This is a genomic window from Shewanella amazonensis SB2B (assembly GCF_000015245.1).
In the GTDB taxonomy this organism is placed as follows: domain Bacteria; phylum Pseudomonadota; class Gammaproteobacteria; order Enterobacterales; family Shewanellaceae; genus Shewanella; species Shewanella amazonensis.
Genome location: NC_008700.1, coordinates 556,956 through 576,356 on the forward strand (window position 1 = coordinate 556,956; position 19,401 = coordinate 576,356).

The window sequence follows — 19,401 nt, forward strand, 5'->3', positions numbered from 1 at the left end:
ATATCTGCATAATACTTATTAAAAATAACTAATTAGTACGCCATCGCCGCCCACTTTCCCTGACTTGGCGCGTTTCACGCGGTACATGGCAAGGCGCATAATCACACGGACATGACTGCAATGGGCCGATCCTCTTTTTGGCACAAGAAAACTGAGCGGTGCGACCTGGGGCTCTACCTGGCGAACAACAGCTGTTGGGTGTTCCCGGCCGCAGGAGCTGAGACAGATGCTGCTGAAATTCCTCTCGATGGTGACAACTGGCAAGGGCTGATGGCGGCCATAGTGTCTCGCTTTGGCCCCGCGCGTCTGGCATTGGTATTGGGAGCGGGGCGCTATCAATTGCTGCTCACCGACAAGCCTGCCGTGCCCGAAAACGAACTGGCCGATGCCGTGCGCTGGTCAATTAAAGACATGGTGTCTGAGCCGGTTTCTTCCCTGAAGTTGGATTATTTTGAGCCTCCCCATACCCACTCCAACAAAATAACCGTGGTGACTGTCAGCCGCAGCGCCCTTGAACATTTGGTGCTGGCTGCGGATGACAAGGATTGCGAGATAGTCGGTATCAGTATTGAAGAGTTGGTCACGACCCGACTGTTTGCCACCGAGCCGCAGGCGCGCATGGTGGTAAGCCATGTGCCCGGCAATGAATTACTGCTGACGGTAATCAAAGACGGCGAATTGTGGATGCAACGCCGTGTGCGCGGATTCAGCGAACTTGACGAAATAGCCGAGTCGGATTTGGCTTATGGCGCCGCCGACAATCTGAGTTTGGAGCTGCAACGTTCCATGGATTATTTCGAGAGCCAGTTGCGTCAGCCGCCGGTGACGAGCATAGAGCTCTTGACTCAGGGAGCGACGCAGTCACTGGCCAGGTTGGTGGGTGCCAACTTCAATCAGCGGGTCACTGCGATGAATAACGAGCCCGTGGGGCTGACCTTCGCCCGCCTCGGCTGTGAAGAATTTTTGGGGGCACGCCCATGACCAAGACCCGTATCAATCTATACGACGAGTCTTTGCTGCCTACCCGGCAGCGGCTGAATTTCACCCTCCTGACCCAGTCGGTGGTGGCGGTGCTTGGCATACTGCTGCTGGCGGGCCTTGCAATTGGATGGCAGCTCTCAACGGTAAAGACAGAGCTTAATAGCGCCAGAGCCGAATCTGACCGCCTCGGCCAGCAAAAGCAGCAGTTGGAGGCTCAGCTGGCAAACCACAAGGCCGATGCAACTCTGGTGGCCGAGGTGACTGAGCTGCAGGACTTTCTGGCGTTGAAACGGCAACTCCTGAGTGAGCTTGGCAACCAGCAGCGATTTGCCAGCGGTGGCTATGGCTCCCTTATGACTGATCTGGCCTCTGCCGCTGACGGCAATGTCTGGCTCGAGCGCATTTTGGTGGCGGAAGGGGAGCTCAGGTTTGAAGGCTTTGCCAAGGCGCCCACCAGTGTCCCTTTGTGGGTCGAACGGCTTAAGCACACCCAAACCCTTCAGGGAAAACAGTTTTCAACCATGACAATGGCCCGTGAAGACGGTATGCCGCTGGGCTTTATTCTCACCAGTGGCGCACTGAGGGAGGAGAAGCCATGAGCCGTTTCGATTCTCTCGCGACAAAATACGACGCCCTGACCTTAAGAGAGCGGGGCATTATCTTTTTTGCCGCGCTGTTTGGATTGCTTATGCTGCTCTCCATGCCGGTGGAGAGCCTGTGGAAGGAATATCGCCTGGCAAGCCAGACGCTAAGTCAAACCCGGGCCACTAACCACATCAGTGAGCAGCAGCTAGCTCTGTATCAGGAGCGATTGGCTCAGGATCCCCATCGGGATTTTCTTCAGCGCAAGGCACTGCTGGAGAAAGAGCATCAACAGCTGGATAAAGCGTTGGAAGAGCAAACCCTGGATATGGTACCCGCCCGTCTGATGCCCACTGTCTTGGCCAGGATGCTGGATGGTGCCAAGGGCCTGACACTGACCGGTTTTGAATCCATTGCTCCCGTGCCCCTGATTGAAGTGGGGGAGGGCGAGCAGAAACTGAACCTGTATTCCCACGGCATGGCCCTGACGCTGGAAGGGGATTTTTTTGCGGTGCAGCGGTTTGTTGAGGCGGTGGAAGGTCTTGAAAACAAGCTTTATTGGAAGCGAATGGATTACCGGGTTAAGGCGTACCCCAAGGCCGAGGTGCAGTTGATGCTGCATACCCTGAGCGTAAACGAGGACTTTATCCGTGTGGCGAATCAGTAGTTTACTTTTGTGCCTGTGTGGCGCATCTCAGGCGGCAGAGCCCTTGAGGGATCCGACTCAGCCTGCGGACTTCAGGACACAGGCCGTGGGTATCAGTCAGGGAAGTCGGCTGACCAGCATCATCAATTCCCCCGAGGCGAAATATGCCGTGATAGGTAACCGAGTGCTTACCTTGGGCGACAGTATCGGTAACGCGAGGATAACCGCTATCGGCAGTGATTCAGTGTCCCTGTCCGACGGGAAAACCCTCAGGCTGTTTCAGGCTATTACAGAGAGATAATAGATATGGCAATTTCTGGTATCAAATACCTTACCCCTCTGCTGTCGCTGTGCCTGATAGCATGCCAAACCACTGACAGGCCCAACCCTCAGGCGTCCAAAGAGGCGCTCAGGGAGGTTGTGGCTCAACAAAATGCACAAGCTCAGCCACCGGCCAAATTGCCCGATTCAGTGTCCCGCGAATTGGCCGGCAGTAACACAGTATTTGCGCCAACGCTGCCACCGGAGCGCCGTTTCGATGTGGCTGCCAATGCGGTGGATGCCAGAGTGTTTTTTCCGAGTTTGGTCAAGGGAACGCCTTTCAGCGTGGCCGTACACCCCGATGTGCAGGGACGGATTTCTCTGTCGCTCAAAGGCGTGACCCTGAGTGAGGCCTTGCAGGTGATTGAAGACCTGTACGGCTATGAAGTCAGCCATGAGGGCAAGGTGCTAAAGGTATTCCCATCGGGCATGCGAACCGAAACGTTCCCGGTGAACTACCTCTATATGGAACGCATGGGGGTGTCTCTAACGTCTGTGACGTCCGGCCGTATTTCCGACAACAATAACAACAATAACAACGGCAATAACAACAACGGCAGCAATGGTAATAACGCTTTTGATAACGGCGGGGCCAACAATAACGGTGTCAACGGCAACAATACCAATGGTAACAATACCAACGGCACCTTTATCCAGTCCCGCAATAAAACAGACTTCTGGGGTGAACTGAAAGAAACCCTTGAGTCCTTGATTGGTGGCACCAGTAACAACCGCAGTGTGGTGGTCACACCCCAGGCCGGCTTGGTGACTGTGCGTGCGCTGCCGGGTGAGCTGCGTCAGGTGAGGGAGTTTTTGGCCACCGCCGAAACCCATCTGCAGCGTCAGGTGATTTTGGAGGCCAAGGTGCTTGAGGTGACCCTGTCTGATGGTTATCAGCAGGGTATCCAATGGAACAAGATTGCCGGCAGTGCACTGGCCGATGGCAACACCAAAATTAATTTCGCCACTTCAGCAGGCAATGAGTTCGGCAATCAAATTTCCAGTGCCTTGGGCGGCGTAACCTCGTTGTCCATCATAGGTTCAGACTTCGACGCCATGATAAATCTCCTCGATACTCAGGGGGATGTGGATGTGTTGTCGAGCCCCCGTGTCACCGCCTCCAACAACCAAAAGGCGGTGATCAAGGTGGGCAAGGATGAATACTTTGTCACTGATGTGTCATCCACCACAGTGGCGGGCACCACACCTGTGACCAGCCCCGAAGTCGAGCTGACACCCTTTTTCTCCGGTATCGCACTGGATGTTACCCCACAGATTGACGGCCAGGGCAATGTGCTGCTGCATGTGCATCCCTCGGTTATCGATGTGAAAGAACAAACCAAGACCATCAAAATCAGCAACAGCGATCTGGAGCTGCCCCTGGCCCAGAGTGAGATCCGCGAATCGGATACCGTGATTAAAGCCATGTCGGGGGATGTGGTGGTGATTGGGGGTCTGATGAAGAGTGAGAGCTTGGAGCTGGTGTCCAAGGTACCTCTGCTTGGGGATATTCCGTTTCTGGGTGAAGCTTTTACCAACCGCAGTCAGTCTGTTCGTAAAACGGAGCTGGTGATACTGCTCAAACCAACCGTGGTCGTAAGCGGCACCTGGCAGAAAGAGCTGGAGCGGTCAAAGGCCTTGTTGGACCGTTGGTATCCCGAGGGCGAATAAGGTGTATTTGCAGCACTTTGGTCTTCGGGAGATGCCGTTTGCGCTGACACCGAATACCGGATTTTTTTTCGCACTGGCGCCCCATGCAGAGGCGCTGCAAGTGCTGCAAACTGCCCTGCAAACCGGTGAAGGTTTTATCAAGGTCACCGGTGAGGTGGGCACGGGTAAAACCCTGATTTTGAGAAAACTGCTCAACGATCTGCCCGCGCCGCTCCGCTGTGCCTATCTGCCCAATCCCTGTTTGTCGCCCAACGAGCTGCGCTGGGCGCTGGCATTGGAACTTGGCCTGAAATACTCCGCCAATATCGATCAGCAGCAGTTAACCAGTCTTATACAGCATCAACTGATGGCGCTGGCCGCCCATGGGCACAGCGTTGTGCTTATTCTGGACGAAGCCCAGGCATTGCCACAGGAGAGTTTGGAAACCTTAAGGCTGTTTACCAACCTGGAGACAGAGAGCCGCAAGCTCTTGCAGGTGGTGCTCTTTGGCCAGCCTGAATTGGATGAAAGGCTGGCAAGCCCTGAGCTTAGACAACTGCGGCAAAGGATCACCTTCAGCTATCGTTTGCGCCCCCTCAACCGGCAAGAAATAGAGGCCTATGTGCAGCACAGACTAAAGGTGGCGGGGTTAAGCGATACAGGCCTTTTCGATAGCGCCGCCATAGCCGCCATCGCCAGGGCATCGAGAGGCATACCCAGGCTTATCAATATTCTGGCCCACAAGGCGTTAATGCTGGGGTTTGGCGAGGGGCTGCAACGCATTGGACGCCGCCAGGCGCTGGGTGCCATAAGGGACACAGAAGATGCATCCAAACCAATCTGGCCCAATTGGTTGCCGGTTCTCAGTCTGAGCTGCCTGATGGCTGCAGCCATGGGTTTGTGGTGGCGCGGGGGCGGTTTATGAGCGTCATCAATCAAATGCTGAAAGATTTGGATAAGCGTGCCGAGCCGCATCAGCTGCAGCAGCTGCCATCCACTGTGGCCATTCCAGTGAACAAATCTCCCGGGCTGCCCTGGCGTTGGCTTATCCTGCTGTCGCTGCTCCTTGTTGCCATCGCGCTGGTGCTTTGGAACCTGAAAGCATCCAATGCCAAAGACGCTATGGTATTAAGCCCTATGGTTTCAGGACAGCAAGCTGAGTTAAACACAGCAAGTGCTGCGCCGGTAAAAATGGAACCTGCGAGCAATGCTCAGGTGTCACATGTTCAGGAGCCCGCAGATGCCAGCAGCGACACAGCGTCGGGCTTGGCGAAAGAGCCCGCGGGCGAGTCAGATAAATCAATCAAAGACACGACGGGGAATGGCGAGTCTGAAACCTTAGCCGAGTCAGTGGCAGTATCATTCGCAGGATCAGCAAACGCGCCTGCCCCGTCAGAAACGTCAGTTGCAGGCGAGGCAACTGTACTGGCTTTGCAAGTCAATACCTCGAGCGAGCCGCCGGTGATTGACTCTTCCAGCGTCGCCATGAATACCAATACGCCATCCGCAGGCAGCATGGCTGTCACCGAAGTGGTGCTGCCCCCGGCAGAGCAAGCCGATCGCGCCATGCTAAAGGCCAATGGAGCTAGGGATGCAGGCAAGCTGGATGAGGCGATGCGCCAATACGCCATGGCGCTTTCTTATGAGCCCGCGCGCCATGAAGCAAGACGCCAATTGGCGGCGCTTCACTATGGTCAGGGGCAAGCAGGCGAAGCCATCAAACTGCTCGAGCGTGGGTTGGTGCAATTCCCTGAGCAGTCGTCTTTTGCACTACTTCTGGGCCGTTTGTGGCGGGAACAGGGCAATAAATCGCAGGCGCTGGCAGCCCTTGATGTCATTGGGGATACAGATTCTCTTTCTCGGGATAAGTGGCTATTGGTGGCCGATATTGCCCGTGAACAAGACGATCACGCGCTGGCCGAAGCCGCCTACCAAAAGTTGTTGGGCACCGGTATGGAAAAAGCACAATGGTGGTTGGGGCTTGCCTACGCACAGGATGCACAGGGCAAGATGGCAGATGCCCGTTATCACTATCAGCGTGCCCTTGGCACTGCCGGGTTATCATCCGACGCCCGCGCCTACATAGAAAACAGATTGATGCAGTTGGGAGATAACCAATGAAACCAAAACTCAAGATGCGCCTTGGGGATTTACTGGTCTCGGAACAAATCATTGGTGAGGATCAGCTGACCGCTGCACTTGCGCAGCAAAAGAGCACCGGCCGAAAATTGGGCCGCACCCTGATTGATATGGGATATATCGCAGAAGATCAGCTGCTTAAATTCCTGTCGCAACAGCTGAATATTCCCTATCTCGACATCAGCCGCCGTCCTGTGCCTCCCGCCGTAGTGAACCTGCTGCCAGAAGTTCAGGCCCGCCGCTACCGGGCCCTGGTGATTGAAGATAAGGGGGATGCGGTGGTGGTCGCCATGAGCGATCCGGCGGATCTGCAGGCACTGGACAACCTTGAAGTACTGCTGGCACCCAAGCGTCTCGATTTGGTGGTCGCTCCCGAGGCCCAGCTGATGCAGGCCTTTGACAACCTGTACCGCCGCACTGAACAAATCGCTCAGATGGCAGGGCAGTTGGAAGAAGAGTATGCCGCAGACGAGGCATTTGACCTTGCCGCGCTGACCGCTGGCGACAGCGACAGTGAAACCACTGTGGTTAAACTGCTGCAATCGATTTTTGAAGACGCAGTGCAGATGCGGGCATCCGACATCCACATTGAACCCGGCGATAAATCGCTGCGCATCCGTCAGCGCGTGGATGGCCACTTGCAGGAAACCATACTAAACGAGGTGACCATAGCCGCGGCGCTCGTGCTGCGTCTCAAGCTGATGGCCGGGTTGGATATCTCCGAAAAACGTTTGCCGCAGGATGGTCGTTTCCATATGGAAGTTAAAGGCCACAAAATAGACGTGCGTATCTCCACCATGCCGATTTATCACGGCGAGTCTGTGGTGATGCGTCTTCTGGACCAGTCGGCCGGTTTGTTGACCCTGAATGAAACGGGTATGCCGGATGCGATTTTGCAGCGGGTACGCAAACAAATTAAGCGCCCCCACGGCATGTTATTGGTGACAGGCCCTACGGGTAGCGGCAAAACCACTACTCTCTACGGCATCCTGAGTGAACTCAATACGGCCGATCGCAAGATAATCACGGTTGAAGATCCGGTGGAATATCAGCTGCCACGGATCAATCAGGTGCAGGTTAACCACAAGATAGGTCTCAACTTCTCCAACGTGCTGCGCACCACATTACGTCAGGACCCCGACATCATCATGGTGGGGGAGATGCGTGACCACGAAACCGTAGAAATCGGCTTGCGGGGCGCGCTGACGGGTCACTTTGTGCTCTCAACCCTGCACACCAACGATGCCGTAACCTCGGCGCTGAGACTTCTGGACATGGGCGCAGCAAGCTACTTGGTGGCCAGTGCACTGCGGGTCATCATTGCCCAGCGATTGGTGCGCCGCGTATGCCAAAATTGCGCCGTGGATTATCAACTGACCAGTCAGGACAAGGCTTGGCTGACCAGTGTCAGCAAAGGAGTGGATTTTTCTCAGGCCCGTTTTCGCATGGGCACTGGCTGCCAAAGCTGTAGTGGCACAGGTTACCGAGGTCGTATTGGTATTTTCGAGCTGCTGGAGCTGGATGAAGCCATGGTGGATGCCATGCGCACCGGCAACCCTCAGGCATTTGCCCAGGCGGCTTACGCCAGCCCTAACTTTACTCCCTTGCTCATCTCGGCACTCAATTACCTTAAGCAGGGCATGACCACGATAGAAGAGGTTGCCAGACTGGTGGAGGATGTCAGCGAAACCCAGATACCACTGTCGCAGGAAATGGCCCAGTTTGATGGTGCAGGAGCCTGACGATGCCGGTGTACAAGTATCGGGGGCGAAACGCCCAGGGACAGCAGGTAACAGGAGAGCTTGATGCTGCCTCCGAGAATGCCGCCGCCGATCAGTTGCTGTCGCGGGCGGTTATCCCGCTGGAATTTCGCGAAACCAAGCCCCGTGGCGAAGGCGTAAGCGTATCCAGCTTGTTTCGTCGCAGGGTCAGTTTGGAAGAGCTGCAGATTTTTACCCGGCAGATGTATTCACTGACCCGCTCGGGGATCCCGATTCTCAGAGCCATTGCGGGGCTTAGCGAAACCACCCATTCTCAGCAAATGAAGCAGGCGCTGGATGATATTTCTGTGCAGCTGACTGCGGGCAGGCCTCTGTCATCGGCGATGAACCATCATCCCGAGGTGTTTGATGCCCTGTTTGTTTCCATGGTGCATGTGGGCGAAAACACCGGTAAGTTGGAAGACGTCTTTTTGCAGTTGTCGGGTTATCTTGAGCGCGAGCAGGAAACCCGTCGCCGCATCAAGTCAGCCGTCCGTTACCCCACATTTGTGCTGATTGCTATCTCTCTGGCCATGGTGATTTTAAACATTATGGTGATCCCAAAGTTTGCCGACATGTTTTCCCGGTTTGGCGCCGAGTTGCCCTGGGCGACCCGGATTCTGATTGCCACATCCAATTTTTTCGTCAACTACTGGTGGCTGCTGGCACTGCTCGTGGTGGGACTGATTGGTGGTCTCGCCTACTGGCACAAAACAGAGCAAGGAGAAAAAAAATGGGACCAGTGGAAGCTGCATATGCCGGCGGTGGGTTCCATTATTGAACGTTCTACCCTGTCTCGCTATTGCCGCAGCTTTGCCATGATGATGGGCGCCGGTGTTCCCATGACACAGGCTCTGAGCTTGGTTGCCGATGCTGTGGACAACGCTTACATGCACGACAAGATAGTGGCCATGCGCCGCGGGATTGAGTCCGGCGAATCCATGTTGCGGGTGTCTAACCACAGTAAACTCTTTACCCCGCTGGTGCTGCAGATGGTGGCCGTGGGGGAAGAAACCGGACAGCTGGAACAGCTCCTTAACGATGCGGCCGATTTTTACGAAGGTGAAGTGGACTACGACCTGAAAAATCTCACCGCCAAGCTTGAGCCCATACTTATCGGCATAGTGGCTGGCATTGTGCTCATTCTGGCACTGGGTATCTACCTGCCCATGTGGGACATGCTCAATGTGGTCAAGGGAGGCTGAACCTTGTTACCACAGCGGGAAGCCGAAGGAGAACTGATTGGTATCTATCGCCGCATGCTGGCGGTGATAGTGATGCTGTTACTGCTGGCGGTCGTGGGGATCAGGTATTTTTCCGGCTTGGAGTCCGTTGCATCCCACAGCATGGTGATGGAGCAGGGGCGCTTGCAGAATGTGATATCCATGTCGCGCTCTAAATGGTTGGGGCAGGGGCGGGGTGAAGTACTCAAGTTGGAGTGGGAGCTGCTGGACAGAGACAAACCTGCAGCGCCTGTGCTTATCCATATGAGCGCCAACGGCTGGCCTCAGCCACCCCAGAGAGATGCCATCGGTTGCCGGGCATTGTGGCAGCAGCTGCTGGGTTATGGCACTGAAGGTTTACTCGATGTGTCTTTTAATAGTGGCAGTCGCAGTTGTCACTATTTGGGCGAAGCAGAAAGTCTAATCAGCTACCATTTGGACACAGGAAAAGTGACCTTGGTCAACCATACTAATTAGCTGTTATATATGAGACTTTTCAAGATGAATTTAGCTGCTACAATGGGGAAATGGACGATTGGGGGCACCTATGAAAGCTAAACAGCAGGGATTTTCACTGATTGAGCTGGTGATAGTCATAGTGATTCTTGGGCTATTGGCGGCAACCGCCATTCCCAGATTTTTGAACATCACCGATGAAGCAGAAGCGGCCAGCGTGGATGCGGTCAGCGGTGGCTTGGTTACGGCAGTAAGTTTCGTGCGCGCCCAATGGGAAATCGATGGTCGCAACAACGACTATGTGTTGCTGGATGGCACCCAAATAGGGCTCGACAAGCGCTTTGGCTACCCCACCGGCGATAATAATGTGTCCGCCACTGACATGACAGATGCCACCTGCCAGCAGGTATTTAACCTGATTTTGCAAAGCACGCCCCGTAATGTGCTTTACACCCAGGATGCCCGTAAGCAACGTTATACCGTGAGGGCAATTGGCGGCGCGGGTGGCAGTAGTAACGATCTCAATGGTCAAACGGTCAATGGCCTGGATTTGTGTGTGTACCATCAGGTGTCATCTCTGACCCTGGACCCCAACACCGGCATTGCCAACCCGGTACCGGATCTGACTACGTCAGGCGCTTCAGGTATTACCTATAATCCGGGTACCGGCAAGGTGCTCAGCTTCACCAACCCCTGAATGTCAGGCAAGTTAATTTCACAGAAAGGTAAGAAAGCATGAAAAAACAGCAAGGTTTTACCCTGATTGAGTTGGTGGTGGTGATCATCATCCTGGGCATTCTGGCGGTCACAGCAGCGCCTAAGTTTATCAATCTGCAATCGGATGCGAGAGTTAGCGCATTGAGCGGTGCCAAAGCCGCTATTCAGGGAGCAAATTCCCTGGTGTATTCACGTGCAGCCCTGGCTGGCGTGGAGAGAAATGCCAGCAACGCAACACCTGCACCATCTGTTGATATTGGGACTGGTACTCCCGCAGTAACCCATTTCGGTTACCTGCAGGCTACAGAGGCTGAATTGGAAAACGCTCTTGAGTTTGACTTCGATGCTGGCACCAGTGCCACTGATCCTACAGTTGCCAATGAGACAGCCGCTGAGTGGGTGATCTTTTCAGCAGCAGGGGTGGCAACGATCTGGCAGAAAGGATCGCCTGCAACATGTCGATTTACCTACACCCAGGCAACCAGCCAAACGGTAGGGCCGGTCTTCAGTGCTATGCCAGGCGCCGATGACTGTTGATAAGAAAGGCCTGCTTCGCAGGCCTTTTAGTTTAAGGTAGATAGTCAAGGTCTGAAATTTGCCTTATGGCACAAGTTGTTGGAAACTTGGATGACCTAGTATTGCAGGTGAGCGCTGGATGCAGTCACGTCATTCTCTATCGCGTGGTTTTACCCTGATTGAGCTTGTTACCACCATCATCCTGATTGGCATTCTGGCGGTGGTGGCCATTCCGCGCTTGTTATCTGCCTCTTCTTACAGTGCCTACTCCCTTCGCAATGAATTTATGGCGCAGCTGCGCAAGGCGCAGCTCTTTGCCATGAACAATACCGATCTCTGTATTCGTGTTGCTGTGTCCAGCGATAAGGGATACCGCATAGAACGGTATCAGAGCCGCACGTCGAATCAATGTTCTGGCGCTCAGGACGTGGCCCATGAGCAGCCCTGGCAGAGTTTTCAGGGGGGCAGTGAGCTGGCGCTGCTTGCTGGTGGTACCCGCAGTTTTAACCTGGATTTTGATACCCTCGGCCGACTCCCTGCCACGGGCTGCAACGGCGACTGTATCCTGGCTATTGCCGACGAAACCCTGGTGCTGGCGATCGAGTCCGAGGGCTATATTCATGCCCGCTAGTCTCAGCAAGATGCCGGTGTTATCCAAACGTACAGCGGGATTTACCCTGGTAGAGCTGGTCGTTGGCATGTTGGTGCTCGCCATTGCACTGGTATTGCTCTCCAGTATGTTCTTTCCCCAGGCGGACCGGGCGGCCATGACGCTGCAGCGGGTAAGAAGTGCCGAGCTGGCCCAGTCGGTGCTCAATGAAATCTGGGGAAAAAGGTACGATGAGCACAGCAATATCAATGGTGGCGTGCCGGCCTGTGGCTCGCCTTCAGCCTTGGCCTGCAGCACTCACATGGGGCCAGAGGGAGAAAGTCGCAATGATTTCGATGATGTGGATGACTACCATGGCTTGAATGAAACTCAGTTTATGCTGAACTCCAGCCAGCGCTATATCGACCGTTACCCCGGCTTCAAATTGACCGTGGAGGTCAGCACTTCGTCCCCTTTGGTGAGTAAACTCATCGCCATCCATGTCACTACACCTCAAGGGGAAGTAATTACTTACCATGCCGTGAGGAGCAACTACTGATGCGCCGCACTGGGATTGGGTTACACGCACGGGGGTTCACCCTGGTGGAATTGGTCACGGTTATCCTGGTGCTGGGGGTATTGGCCGTGGGGGTGAGCAGCTTCATCATCTTTGGTACCCGCATCTTTATCGAATCTTCGGCCGTCGAGCAGGTCACAGGGGAGAGCCGTTATGCCATCGAGCGCCTTACCCGAGATATTCGCCGCGCTTTGCCTGGCAGCCTGAGGCTCGTTGCCGGCAGCGATGGCTCCGACAGCTGGCAATGTCTCGAAATGGTGCCTATTGCAGCGAGCACCAGCTATGTGACATTGGCCATATCGCCAGATGCTGCGGCGCAGCAGGCCAGAGTGATCCGTGATGGCGCCAACACCGGCATTATCGCCGGGCAAATGGCTCATGTTTACCCCCTGATGGCGACAGATGTTTACCCGCCGCCGACGGGTGATACCGGCAAGCGCTTTGCCGTGAAGTCGGTGATAGAGGGCGCCGATTCGCTGGAGCTCAGTTTTGATACGCCGGTACGCTTCAGTCAGGGCTCACCGAGCCGCCGTATTTACTTCAGTCAGGACGTGGTGAGTTATTGTTTTATCGAGCAGCTCGCCAGTCATAATATCAGCCTGTGGCGCTTCAATGGTTATGGTCTCAGTGCCATTCAACCCGATGTGCCTGTCATGAGAGCTGCAGGGCGTTCGGCACTGATGGCAAACGCAGTGACTACACCTGCGCCCATCGCTTTGCTGGCGTCCACCCTGATAAACAATGCCATGGTACAACTGGACGTGGGCTTTGCCGTGAATGGCGAAACCTTCCAATATCAACATCAGGTACATACAGCCAATGTCCCCTAATTTCCCCATGCGTTCCCGGCAACGCGGCAGTGTGCTCATCATAGGGATCTTTGTGATCACTGTGATGTTTTTGCTCGCGGCGGCGCTGATCCGCATGGTCAGTGATGCCGATGAAGCCCTGACGCTGGAAGTGTGGGGCACCCGGGCGCTGGCCTCCGCCAACAGCGGCGCCGATGCGGCCATGGCGAAGCTTTTTCCGATCAATGGCGGCACGCCTGTGTGCAACAGCAGCGACAGCTGGATGCCGCCAGCTGTGGTGGGATTTCATGGTTGTGTGGTGAATCTGTCCTGCAATAGTTTCAGTGCCGAAGGGGTGACGCAGTACCTCGTTGTCAGCCGTGCATTCTGCGAAAGTGGTGATCTGAGAGTAAGCCGTAGCGTGGAGGTCACTGCCCGTGCCATACCTTAGACTTCTGCTGATAGTTCTGTGTTGCTGGCTGCCAGGGGCTCTGGCTGTGCCACTTTGCTCCGATATTTTTACCAAACCACCTACGGGTCCCAATAATCCCGGTATGCAGCCGCCGCCCAACTTGCCTTCCAAGGCAGGAAACTTTACCTGCTATACCCAGGGGAATAATCGCCATTGCTCAAGAAGCGACGCTTTTGGCCCCGGTGACTTCAACTTTGCCAATGGTGATTTTGAAAAAGGCTCTTACCTGGCAACCAATGGTGCCACGACTCGGCTTTACTTTGACAATCTCACCCTGAAAAATACGAGCATCCATCAGGGTTATAATCCTTCACATCTCATCGTCTATGTGCGGGGAAATCTACACATAGAGGGGCACAACTTTTTCAAAGGCATCCTGTACGTGGAAGGCAGCATCTTCATGTCGGGTAATGCCACCATCAGTGGTGCTCTGGCCGTTCACGGGAATGTTCCTTCGGGAGGGAACTTCACACCGATTATCGACCTTGGTGTCATTGATGATGCCGACTTTGGCGGCATGTGTGATAAGCAAGCAAACGTTCAAATTGACCACTTCCTGCTGCAATACTCCCAAAGCCCCCTGACCTGCAAGGCTGAGACTGTCACTGTATCTGCTTGCAAAAATAGTAATTGCAGTGAACTGGTCACAGACCCTGTCAGTGCCACCTTAACTGCGACCAATGCCGTAACGGGTTGGGAGGGCGGAAACAACATCAGTCTGGTCAATGGCAGTGCGCAAAAACGGCTTTGGCATACGGTGGTGGCGCCGCCGGTGACTATTGGTGTGGGCAGCTCTTCACCGGTGGCAGTGAATCCGACTCTGTGCCAGCGGGGAAGCGGTATGCCCAGCACGGCCGCCTGTACCTTTGCCTTTGCCGACAGCGGGCTTTTGTTTGATGTACCGGATAAACTCGCGGGTAAGGCGGCCAGCATTACCCTGAGCGCAGTGCGTAAAGACGACCAGTCACAGCGCTGTGTTCCTACCTTTCAAAATACGACCAAGCAGCTGGCATTCTGGAGCGACTACCTCAGTCCTGATGCAGTCGCTTTGGTGGGTAGTCCGAAAGTGACAGTGGAGAGTAGCGTTATCGGCACCAGCGCCCAGGACGCGACTTCTATCCCCCTGAGCTTTAACAGTCAGGGTGAGGCGAGGTTGAGTGTGAATTATCCGGACGCCGGTCAGCTAGCCCTCAATGCCCGGTATGTGGGTGGCGGCAGTGAAGGGAATTTGCAGCTGGATGGCAGCGACAGCTTTGTCAGCTTCCCTGTGGGGTTGTGTGTCAAAGCCAAAGACCCTGTGGCGAGCTGCCCGGCAGGGGATGCTACTTGCGCCGCCTATCGCAAAACAGGCGACAGCTTTGACTTGCTAATCTCGGCCCACGCCTGGGAGTCAGATACTGACAGTGAATTTTGCGATAACGCCACAACCCCCAACTTTGCCATACAGAACATCGCCCTTGGCAGCGCTCTGGTGGCGCCTGTGGGCGGCAGTGATGGGGTAGCAGGCACCGCCAGCTATTCCCATAAGGCCCAGGCAGGCGCCAATGAAATCGGCCAAAGTATCAGTGAGGTGGGGGTATTCCGTTTCAGCGCCCAGGCACCAAACACCTACCTCGGCAGCCAGTTTTATCGTATTCCGCTGGCACAGTCCGGCAATATTGGCCGCTTTGTTCCGGCAGGTTTTGCACTGAAAAACGTCAGTTTGATCCCCGCCTGCGGTTTGCTTAACTCGCCAAGTTTCAGTTACATGGGGCAACCCACTCCGCTGTCGATGCAGCTTGAAGCGCACAATCATCAGAATCAGGTAACGGTAAATTACCGGGATGATTTTGCCAAAGGCAACGCGGTATTGGCGGCAGAAAACGACAACGACGGCCAAGATTTGTCTGCCAGATTGAGCGTTTTGGCGGGCAAATGGCAGCAAGGGGTCATGGAGTTTGACAGCAGCTCGACATTCGTTTTTGAGCGCACCACGGCCCCTGGGGTGGATGGTCCCTTCGAGCAGTTGGATATTGGTCTCTGGGTGGATGATATGGACGGTGACTTGTCCAGGCTGGCGCCACTGGATATGAAACCTGACAGCACCGGCGACTGCAGTATTCTTCCCGGGGGCTGCAGCGCTCAGCGACTGGGTGCTGTGTCCATGCGCCACGGCCGGGCGGTGCTGGATAATACCTATGGTCCTGAAACGGATATCCTGCGTATGCCTGCCTATGCCCAGTACTGGAACGGCAGCGCCTGGACTCTGTCCTCCGAGGACAGTTGCAGTATCGCCTCAGTACCTTTGAGTTTTCAGGTGGATAACCCCGCTCTGGGCTATTTGTACCAGCCGGGACTGCTGGCAGGGCAAAGTATCGACCGTAGCGCCACCCCGGCAAGTTTCAGTCAGGGGCAACTGCCACTCTTTTGGCAGGCTTTGGGGAGCCCGGGTTACCGTGGACAGGTGACGGCACCACTGGACGTACCGGATTGGCTGCATTGGTACTGGAATTGGAGCGGCAGCGAGCCACAAACACTGAGCGATCCCAGGGCAAGTGCCTATTTCGGGCGTTATCGGGGTGACGATCGCATTATCTTCTGGCGCGAGATCAATTGACGACTGCAAATAATTTGGCGCTCAAATACGGTGGAATCCCGTCGGGTTTGGTTTGAAAAACTGCCGCATTTTTCATCACCTTACTTTCTGTTCAAAAAAAATCACTTCATTAGCGATTGTTAACCTCCCCAGTCTTGTGGAATCAGGGTGGCATTGATAAAGTTAGCTGATTTTTCTTTTCTCTGGCTCCTCTCAGAAAAACAGGCTGGTTACATGTTCAAAAAGCTGCGTGGCATTTTTTCCAATGATCTTTCGATCGACCTGGGTACCGCCAACACCCTTATCTATGTGCGTGAAGAAGGTATTGTCCTCAATGAACCTTCGGTGGTGGCAATTCGTAACGAACGCAACAGCTCAGGGCAAAAGTCCGTGGCTGCTGTGGGTACCGAAGCCAAGCTGATGCTCGGACGTACCCCTGGCAATATTCAGGCGATTCGCCCGATGAAAGACGGTGTAATCGCCGACTTTTATGTGACTGAGAAGATGCTGCAGCACTTCATTAAGCAAGTTCACAACAACAGTTTCTTTCGCCCAAGCCCCCGGGTGCTGGTGTGCGTGCCAGTAGGAGCCACCCAGGTGGAGCGCCGGGCCATCCGTGAATCAGCCATGGGCGCCGGTGCCCGCGAAGTGTATCTGATTGAAGAGCCAATGGCGGCCGCCATCGGTGCCGGTCTGCCGGTTTCTGAAGCGACAGGCTCCATGGTGGTGGATATCGGTGGTGGTACCACTGAAGTGGCCATCATCTCCCTGAACGGTGTGGTGTACTCATCGTCTGTACGTATCGGTGGTGATAAGTTTGACGATGCCATTATCAATTATGTGCGTCGTAACTACGGCAGCCTGATTGGTGAGGCCACAGCCGAACGTATCAAACACACCATAGGTACTGCTTATCCCGGCGATGAGGTGCTGGAAATTGAAGTGCGTGGTCGTAACCTGGCCGAAGGTGTGCCAAGAAGCTTCACCCTCAACAGCAACGAAATTCTTGAGGCCCTGCAAGAGCCGCTGTCGGGTATCGTCAGTGCCGTGATGGTGGCACTGGAGCAGTCTCCACCGGAACTGGCTTCTGATATCTCAGAGCGCGGCATGGTGCTCACAGGTGGTGGTGCGCTGTTGCGTGACCTCGACCGCCTGCTGATGCAGGAAACCGGTATCCCTGTGATGGTAGCCGAAGATCCGCTGACCTGTGTTGCCAGAGGCGGTGGTAAGGCCCTCGAAATGATCGACATGCACGGTGGCGATCTCTTCTCCGAAGAAAATTAACACCACAGGTGAAAGAGGCGGTAAGGCTACCGCCTCCTTTGTTTTATGAAGCCTATTTTTGTTCGCGGCGTCTCAAATCAATTCCGACTGACACTGGCAATTATTTTGTCGGTGCTGCTTATCGTGGCCAACGATCGCCTCACGCCGGTTCGACAGTCCATGGCGACTCTGCTCAGCCCGCTGCAGTATCTGGCCAATGTTCCCGGCGACATGCTGGATGGTTTTGCCGAAATGCTCGCTACCCGCACCATGCTGGAACGTCAGAACGCCGAAATGTTGCGTCAGCAATTGATGATGAGCGAGCGCCTGCAGCGTTTTGAACATTTGCGCCAGGAAAACGAGCGTCTGCGTACCTTGCTCGGCTCGCCGCTGCATATGGATGCCCGCAAGATGGTGGCGGAGGTGATGGAAGTGGCCAGCGATCCATTCCATCAGCAAATTGTTATTAACCGCGGTACCCAAAATGGTGTCTATGTGGGCCAGCCTGTGCTCGATGCCCAGGGTATTGTGGGCCAGGTGGTTGAAGTCAGTGCCATTACGGCGCGGGTGCTGTTGATGTCTGACACCAGTCATGCCATCCCGGTGCGTATCACCCGTAACGATGTGCGCATGATAGTGAATGGCACAAGCGAGTTGGATGAAGTTGAATTAAGACACGTCGCCAAAAGCACCGACGTGAAGGTGGGTGATTTGCTGGTGACCTCAGGCCTGGGCCGTCGTTTCCCGGAAGGATACCCGGTTGCGCGCGTCACCGTGGTAGAGCGTGACGACGCCCAATCCTATGCCAAGGTGATGGCGCAGCCGCTGGCCGCGCTCGACCGTATTCGTTACTTGCTGCTGATTTGGCCCGATGCCGGAAACAACCCCGTGAATACCGAAGCCGTTGAGGGCACCACCGTCGATGACGTCAATGCGCCGGCCCAGAATGAGCCTGCCACAGAGGCTGTTCCAACCGCCGCTGAGGAGGCCCAATGAGTCTGCAGGCCCCCAATCGTCGCATCGTGGTCTGGCTAACCCTGTTTGTCGGCTTGTTGTTTCAAATCATGCCGCTGCCTGATCTGGTTGCCGCCTGGCGTCCGGACTGGCTGCTGCTGGTGCTCATCTACTGGACCATGGCTTTGCCCCATAGATACAACATCCTGACCGCCTGGATTTTGGGGGTGGTATTGGATGTATTGCTGGGCGCGACCCTCGGCGTCAGGGCGCTGGCTTTTTCATTGGTGATTTACGTGGTGGCACTGCATTTTCAGCGTATGCGTAACTTCACTATCTGGCAGCAGTCTTTGTTGGTTGCATCCCTGGTAGGGGTGTTTCATCTGGTGGTGTACTGGCTGCAGTACGTGCTGACCAAGGCCACTTACTCCCACGCCATCTTCTGGCCTGTGTTGTCCAGCCTCGTTATCTGGCCCTGGGTGTTCTGGTTCCTGCGTCGGGTGCGTCGCCGTTATAAAGTGAGATAAATTTCATGACTCTGGTGCTGGCATCCCAGTCACCCCGTCGCCGTGAGCTTCTTGCTCAGGCTGGTTTGGGTGTAGCGGGATTTTCCTTTGAGCGCGTTAATCCCGATATCGATGAAACCCCGCTGGTCGGTGAATCCCCTGCGAACTATGTGGCGCGTCTTGCGGTCGAAAAAGCAAAGGCCGGGTTGGCACTTTGCGGACATATCCAGGCGCCCGTGGTGCTGGGCTCAGACACCATAGTGGTGCTCGATGGGGCGCTCCTTGGTAAACCCGGTGACAAAGCCGACGCCGTTGCCATGCTGAATGCACTCTCTGGCCGTGAACATGAGGTCATGACTGCGGTGGCTCTCACTGACGGTGACCGTACCTTGTGCGACACTGTGACCACCAAGGTTCGCTTTGCCGACCTGTCCCGGCAGGATATTCTTGCCTATGTGGACACAGGTGAGCCCATGGATAAAGCCGGTGCCTATGGTATTCAGGGGCTGGGTGGTGTCTTTGTTGAAGCCATCGACGGCAGTTACAGCGCCGTTGTTGGGCTACCTTTGGTGGAGAGTCGCCGTTTACTGGCTGCATTTTCACTGATTTAAGCGGCATCGGCCCCAATCGATTAACTGACTTTCCCTGAGGGGTAACCGTGAACACTGTGAGTAACTCCAGTCAGA

General features: G+C 55.0%; 21 protein-coding genes. All 21 read left to right on the forward strand.

Going from position 1 to position 19,401, the window contains the following annotated elements; all coding sequences use genetic code 11:
• The first annotated feature begins 111 nt into the window (after positions 1–111).
• Positions 112–981, forward strand: a complete 870-nt coding sequence (locus tag SAMA_RS02420; RefSeq protein WP_011758570.1) for a hypothetical protein — start codon at positions 112–114, stop codon at positions 979–981.
• Positions 978–1,580 (forward strand): PilN domain-containing protein, encoded by a 603-nt coding sequence (locus SAMA_RS02425; RefSeq protein WP_011758571.1) that lies wholly within the window; start codon positions 978–980, stop codon positions 1,578–1,580. Before SAMA_RS02420 ends, SAMA_RS02425 begins: the two co-directional genes overlap by 4 nt.
• The gene (locus SAMA_RS02430; protein WP_011758572.1) at positions 1,577–2,230 is read left to right on the forward strand and encodes a hypothetical protein; all 654 of its coding nucleotides are present in this window, start codon (positions 1,577–1,579) and stop codon (positions 2,228–2,230) included. Before SAMA_RS02425 ends, SAMA_RS02430 begins: the two co-directional genes overlap by 4 nt.
• On the forward strand, positions 2,214–2,510 hold the full coding sequence (locus tag SAMA_RS02435) for an MSHA biogenesis protein MshK (protein WP_011758573.1): 297 nt from the start codon (positions 2,214–2,216) through the stop codon (positions 2,508–2,510). Before SAMA_RS02430 ends, SAMA_RS02435 begins: the two co-directional genes overlap by 17 nt.
• Before the next feature lie 11 nt (positions 2,511–2,521).
• Entirely contained in the window at positions 2,522–4,201 is a 1,680-nt protein-coding gene (gene mshL / locus SAMA_RS02440; RefSeq protein WP_086015261.1) for a pilus (MSHA type) biogenesis protein MshL, read from the forward strand.
• Between the two features lies 1 nt (position 4,202).
• Positions 4,203–5,105 carry an ExeA family protein gene (locus SAMA_RS02445; RefSeq protein ID WP_011758575.1) on the forward strand — a complete coding sequence of 301 codons (903 nt, stop codon included), beginning with the start codon at positions 4,203–4,205 and terminating at the stop codon, positions 5,103–5,105.
• Complete coding sequence (locus tag SAMA_RS02450) at positions 5,102–6,301, forward strand: tetratricopeptide repeat protein (protein ID WP_011758576.1); 1,200 nt, start codon at positions 5,102–5,104, stop codon at positions 6,299–6,301. Before SAMA_RS02445 ends, SAMA_RS02450 begins: the two co-directional genes overlap by 4 nt.
• Complete coding sequence (locus SAMA_RS02455) at positions 6,298–8,061, forward strand: GspE/PulE family protein (protein WP_011758577.1); 1,764 nt, start codon at positions 6,298–6,300, stop codon at positions 8,059–8,061. The genes SAMA_RS02450 and SAMA_RS02455 overlap by 4 nt, the downstream gene beginning before the upstream one ends.
• Positions 8,062–8,063: 2 nt before the next feature.
• Positions 8,064–9,284: a type II secretion system F family protein gene (locus SAMA_RS02460; RefSeq protein ID WP_011758578.1), complete on the forward strand. Its 1,221-nt coding sequence runs from the start codon at positions 8,064–8,066 to the stop codon at positions 9,282–9,284.
• Positions 9,285–9,287: 3 nt separating this feature from the next.
• A complete protein-coding gene (locus tag SAMA_RS02465) occupies positions 9,288–9,779 on the forward strand; it encodes a hypothetical protein (protein ID WP_011758579.1) in 492 nt (163 codons plus the stop codon).
• A 70-nt stretch (positions 9,780–9,849) separates the two neighbouring features.
• The gene (locus SAMA_RS02470) at positions 9,850–10,455 is read left to right on the forward strand and encodes a pilin (protein WP_011758580.1); all 606 of its coding nucleotides are present in this window, start codon (positions 9,850–9,852) and stop codon (positions 10,453–10,455) included.
• Between the two features lie 38 nt (positions 10,456–10,493).
• Positions 10,494–11,012 (forward strand): prepilin-type N-terminal cleavage/methylation domain-containing protein, encoded by a 519-nt coding sequence (locus SAMA_RS02475; protein WP_011758581.1) that lies wholly within the window; start codon positions 10,494–10,496, stop codon positions 11,010–11,012.
• Between the two features lie 118 nt (positions 11,013–11,130).
• Positions 11,131–11,622: a pilus assembly FimT family protein gene (locus SAMA_RS02480; RefSeq protein ID WP_011758582.1), complete on the forward strand. Its 492-nt coding sequence runs from the start codon at positions 11,131–11,133 to the stop codon at positions 11,620–11,622.
• Complete coding sequence (locus tag SAMA_RS02485) at positions 11,612–12,139, forward strand: prepilin-type N-terminal cleavage/methylation domain-containing protein (protein WP_011758583.1); 528 nt, start codon at positions 11,612–11,614, stop codon at positions 12,137–12,139. Before SAMA_RS02480 ends, SAMA_RS02485 begins: the two co-directional genes overlap by 11 nt.
• Positions 12,139–12,987 carry a PilW family protein gene (locus SAMA_RS02490; RefSeq protein WP_011758584.1) on the forward strand — a complete coding sequence of 283 codons (849 nt, stop codon included), beginning with the start codon at positions 12,139–12,141 and terminating at the stop codon, positions 12,985–12,987. The genes SAMA_RS02485 and SAMA_RS02490 overlap by 1 nt, the downstream gene beginning before the upstream one ends.
• Positions 12,977–13,396, forward strand: coding sequence for a hypothetical protein (locus tag SAMA_RS02495; RefSeq protein ID WP_011758585.1), 420 nt, complete (start codon positions 12,977–12,979; stop codon positions 13,394–13,396). The genes SAMA_RS02490 and SAMA_RS02495 overlap by 11 nt, the downstream gene beginning before the upstream one ends.
• Positions 13,397–13,442: 46 nt before the next feature.
• Positions 13,443–16,013, forward strand: a complete 2,571-nt coding sequence (locus tag SAMA_RS02500; protein ID WP_049757761.1) for a DUF6701 domain-containing protein — start codon at positions 13,443–13,445, stop codon at positions 16,011–16,013.
• A gap of 213 nt (positions 16,014–16,226) precedes the next feature.
• Positions 16,227–17,276 (forward strand): rod shape-determining protein, encoded by a 1,050-nt coding sequence (locus tag SAMA_RS02505; protein WP_011758587.1) that lies wholly within the window; start codon positions 16,227–16,229, stop codon positions 17,274–17,276.
• Between the two features lie 45 nt (positions 17,277–17,321).
• Positions 17,322–18,251 (forward strand): rod shape-determining protein MreC, encoded by a 930-nt coding sequence (mreC, locus tag SAMA_RS02510; RefSeq protein ID WP_011758588.1) that lies wholly within the window; start codon positions 17,322–17,324, stop codon positions 18,249–18,251.
• Positions 18,248–18,736 carry a rod shape-determining protein MreD gene (mreD, locus tag SAMA_RS02515; protein ID WP_011758589.1) on the forward strand — a complete coding sequence of 163 codons (489 nt, stop codon included), beginning with the start codon at positions 18,248–18,250 and terminating at the stop codon, positions 18,734–18,736. Before mreC ends, mreD begins: the two co-directional genes overlap by 4 nt.
• A 5-nt stretch (positions 18,737–18,741) precedes the next feature.
• The gene (locus SAMA_RS02520; RefSeq protein WP_011758590.1) at positions 18,742–19,326 is read left to right on the forward strand and encodes a Maf family protein; all 585 of its coding nucleotides are present in this window, start codon (positions 18,742–18,744) and stop codon (positions 19,324–19,326) included.
• The last annotated feature ends 75 nt before the right edge of the window (positions 19,327–19,401 follow it).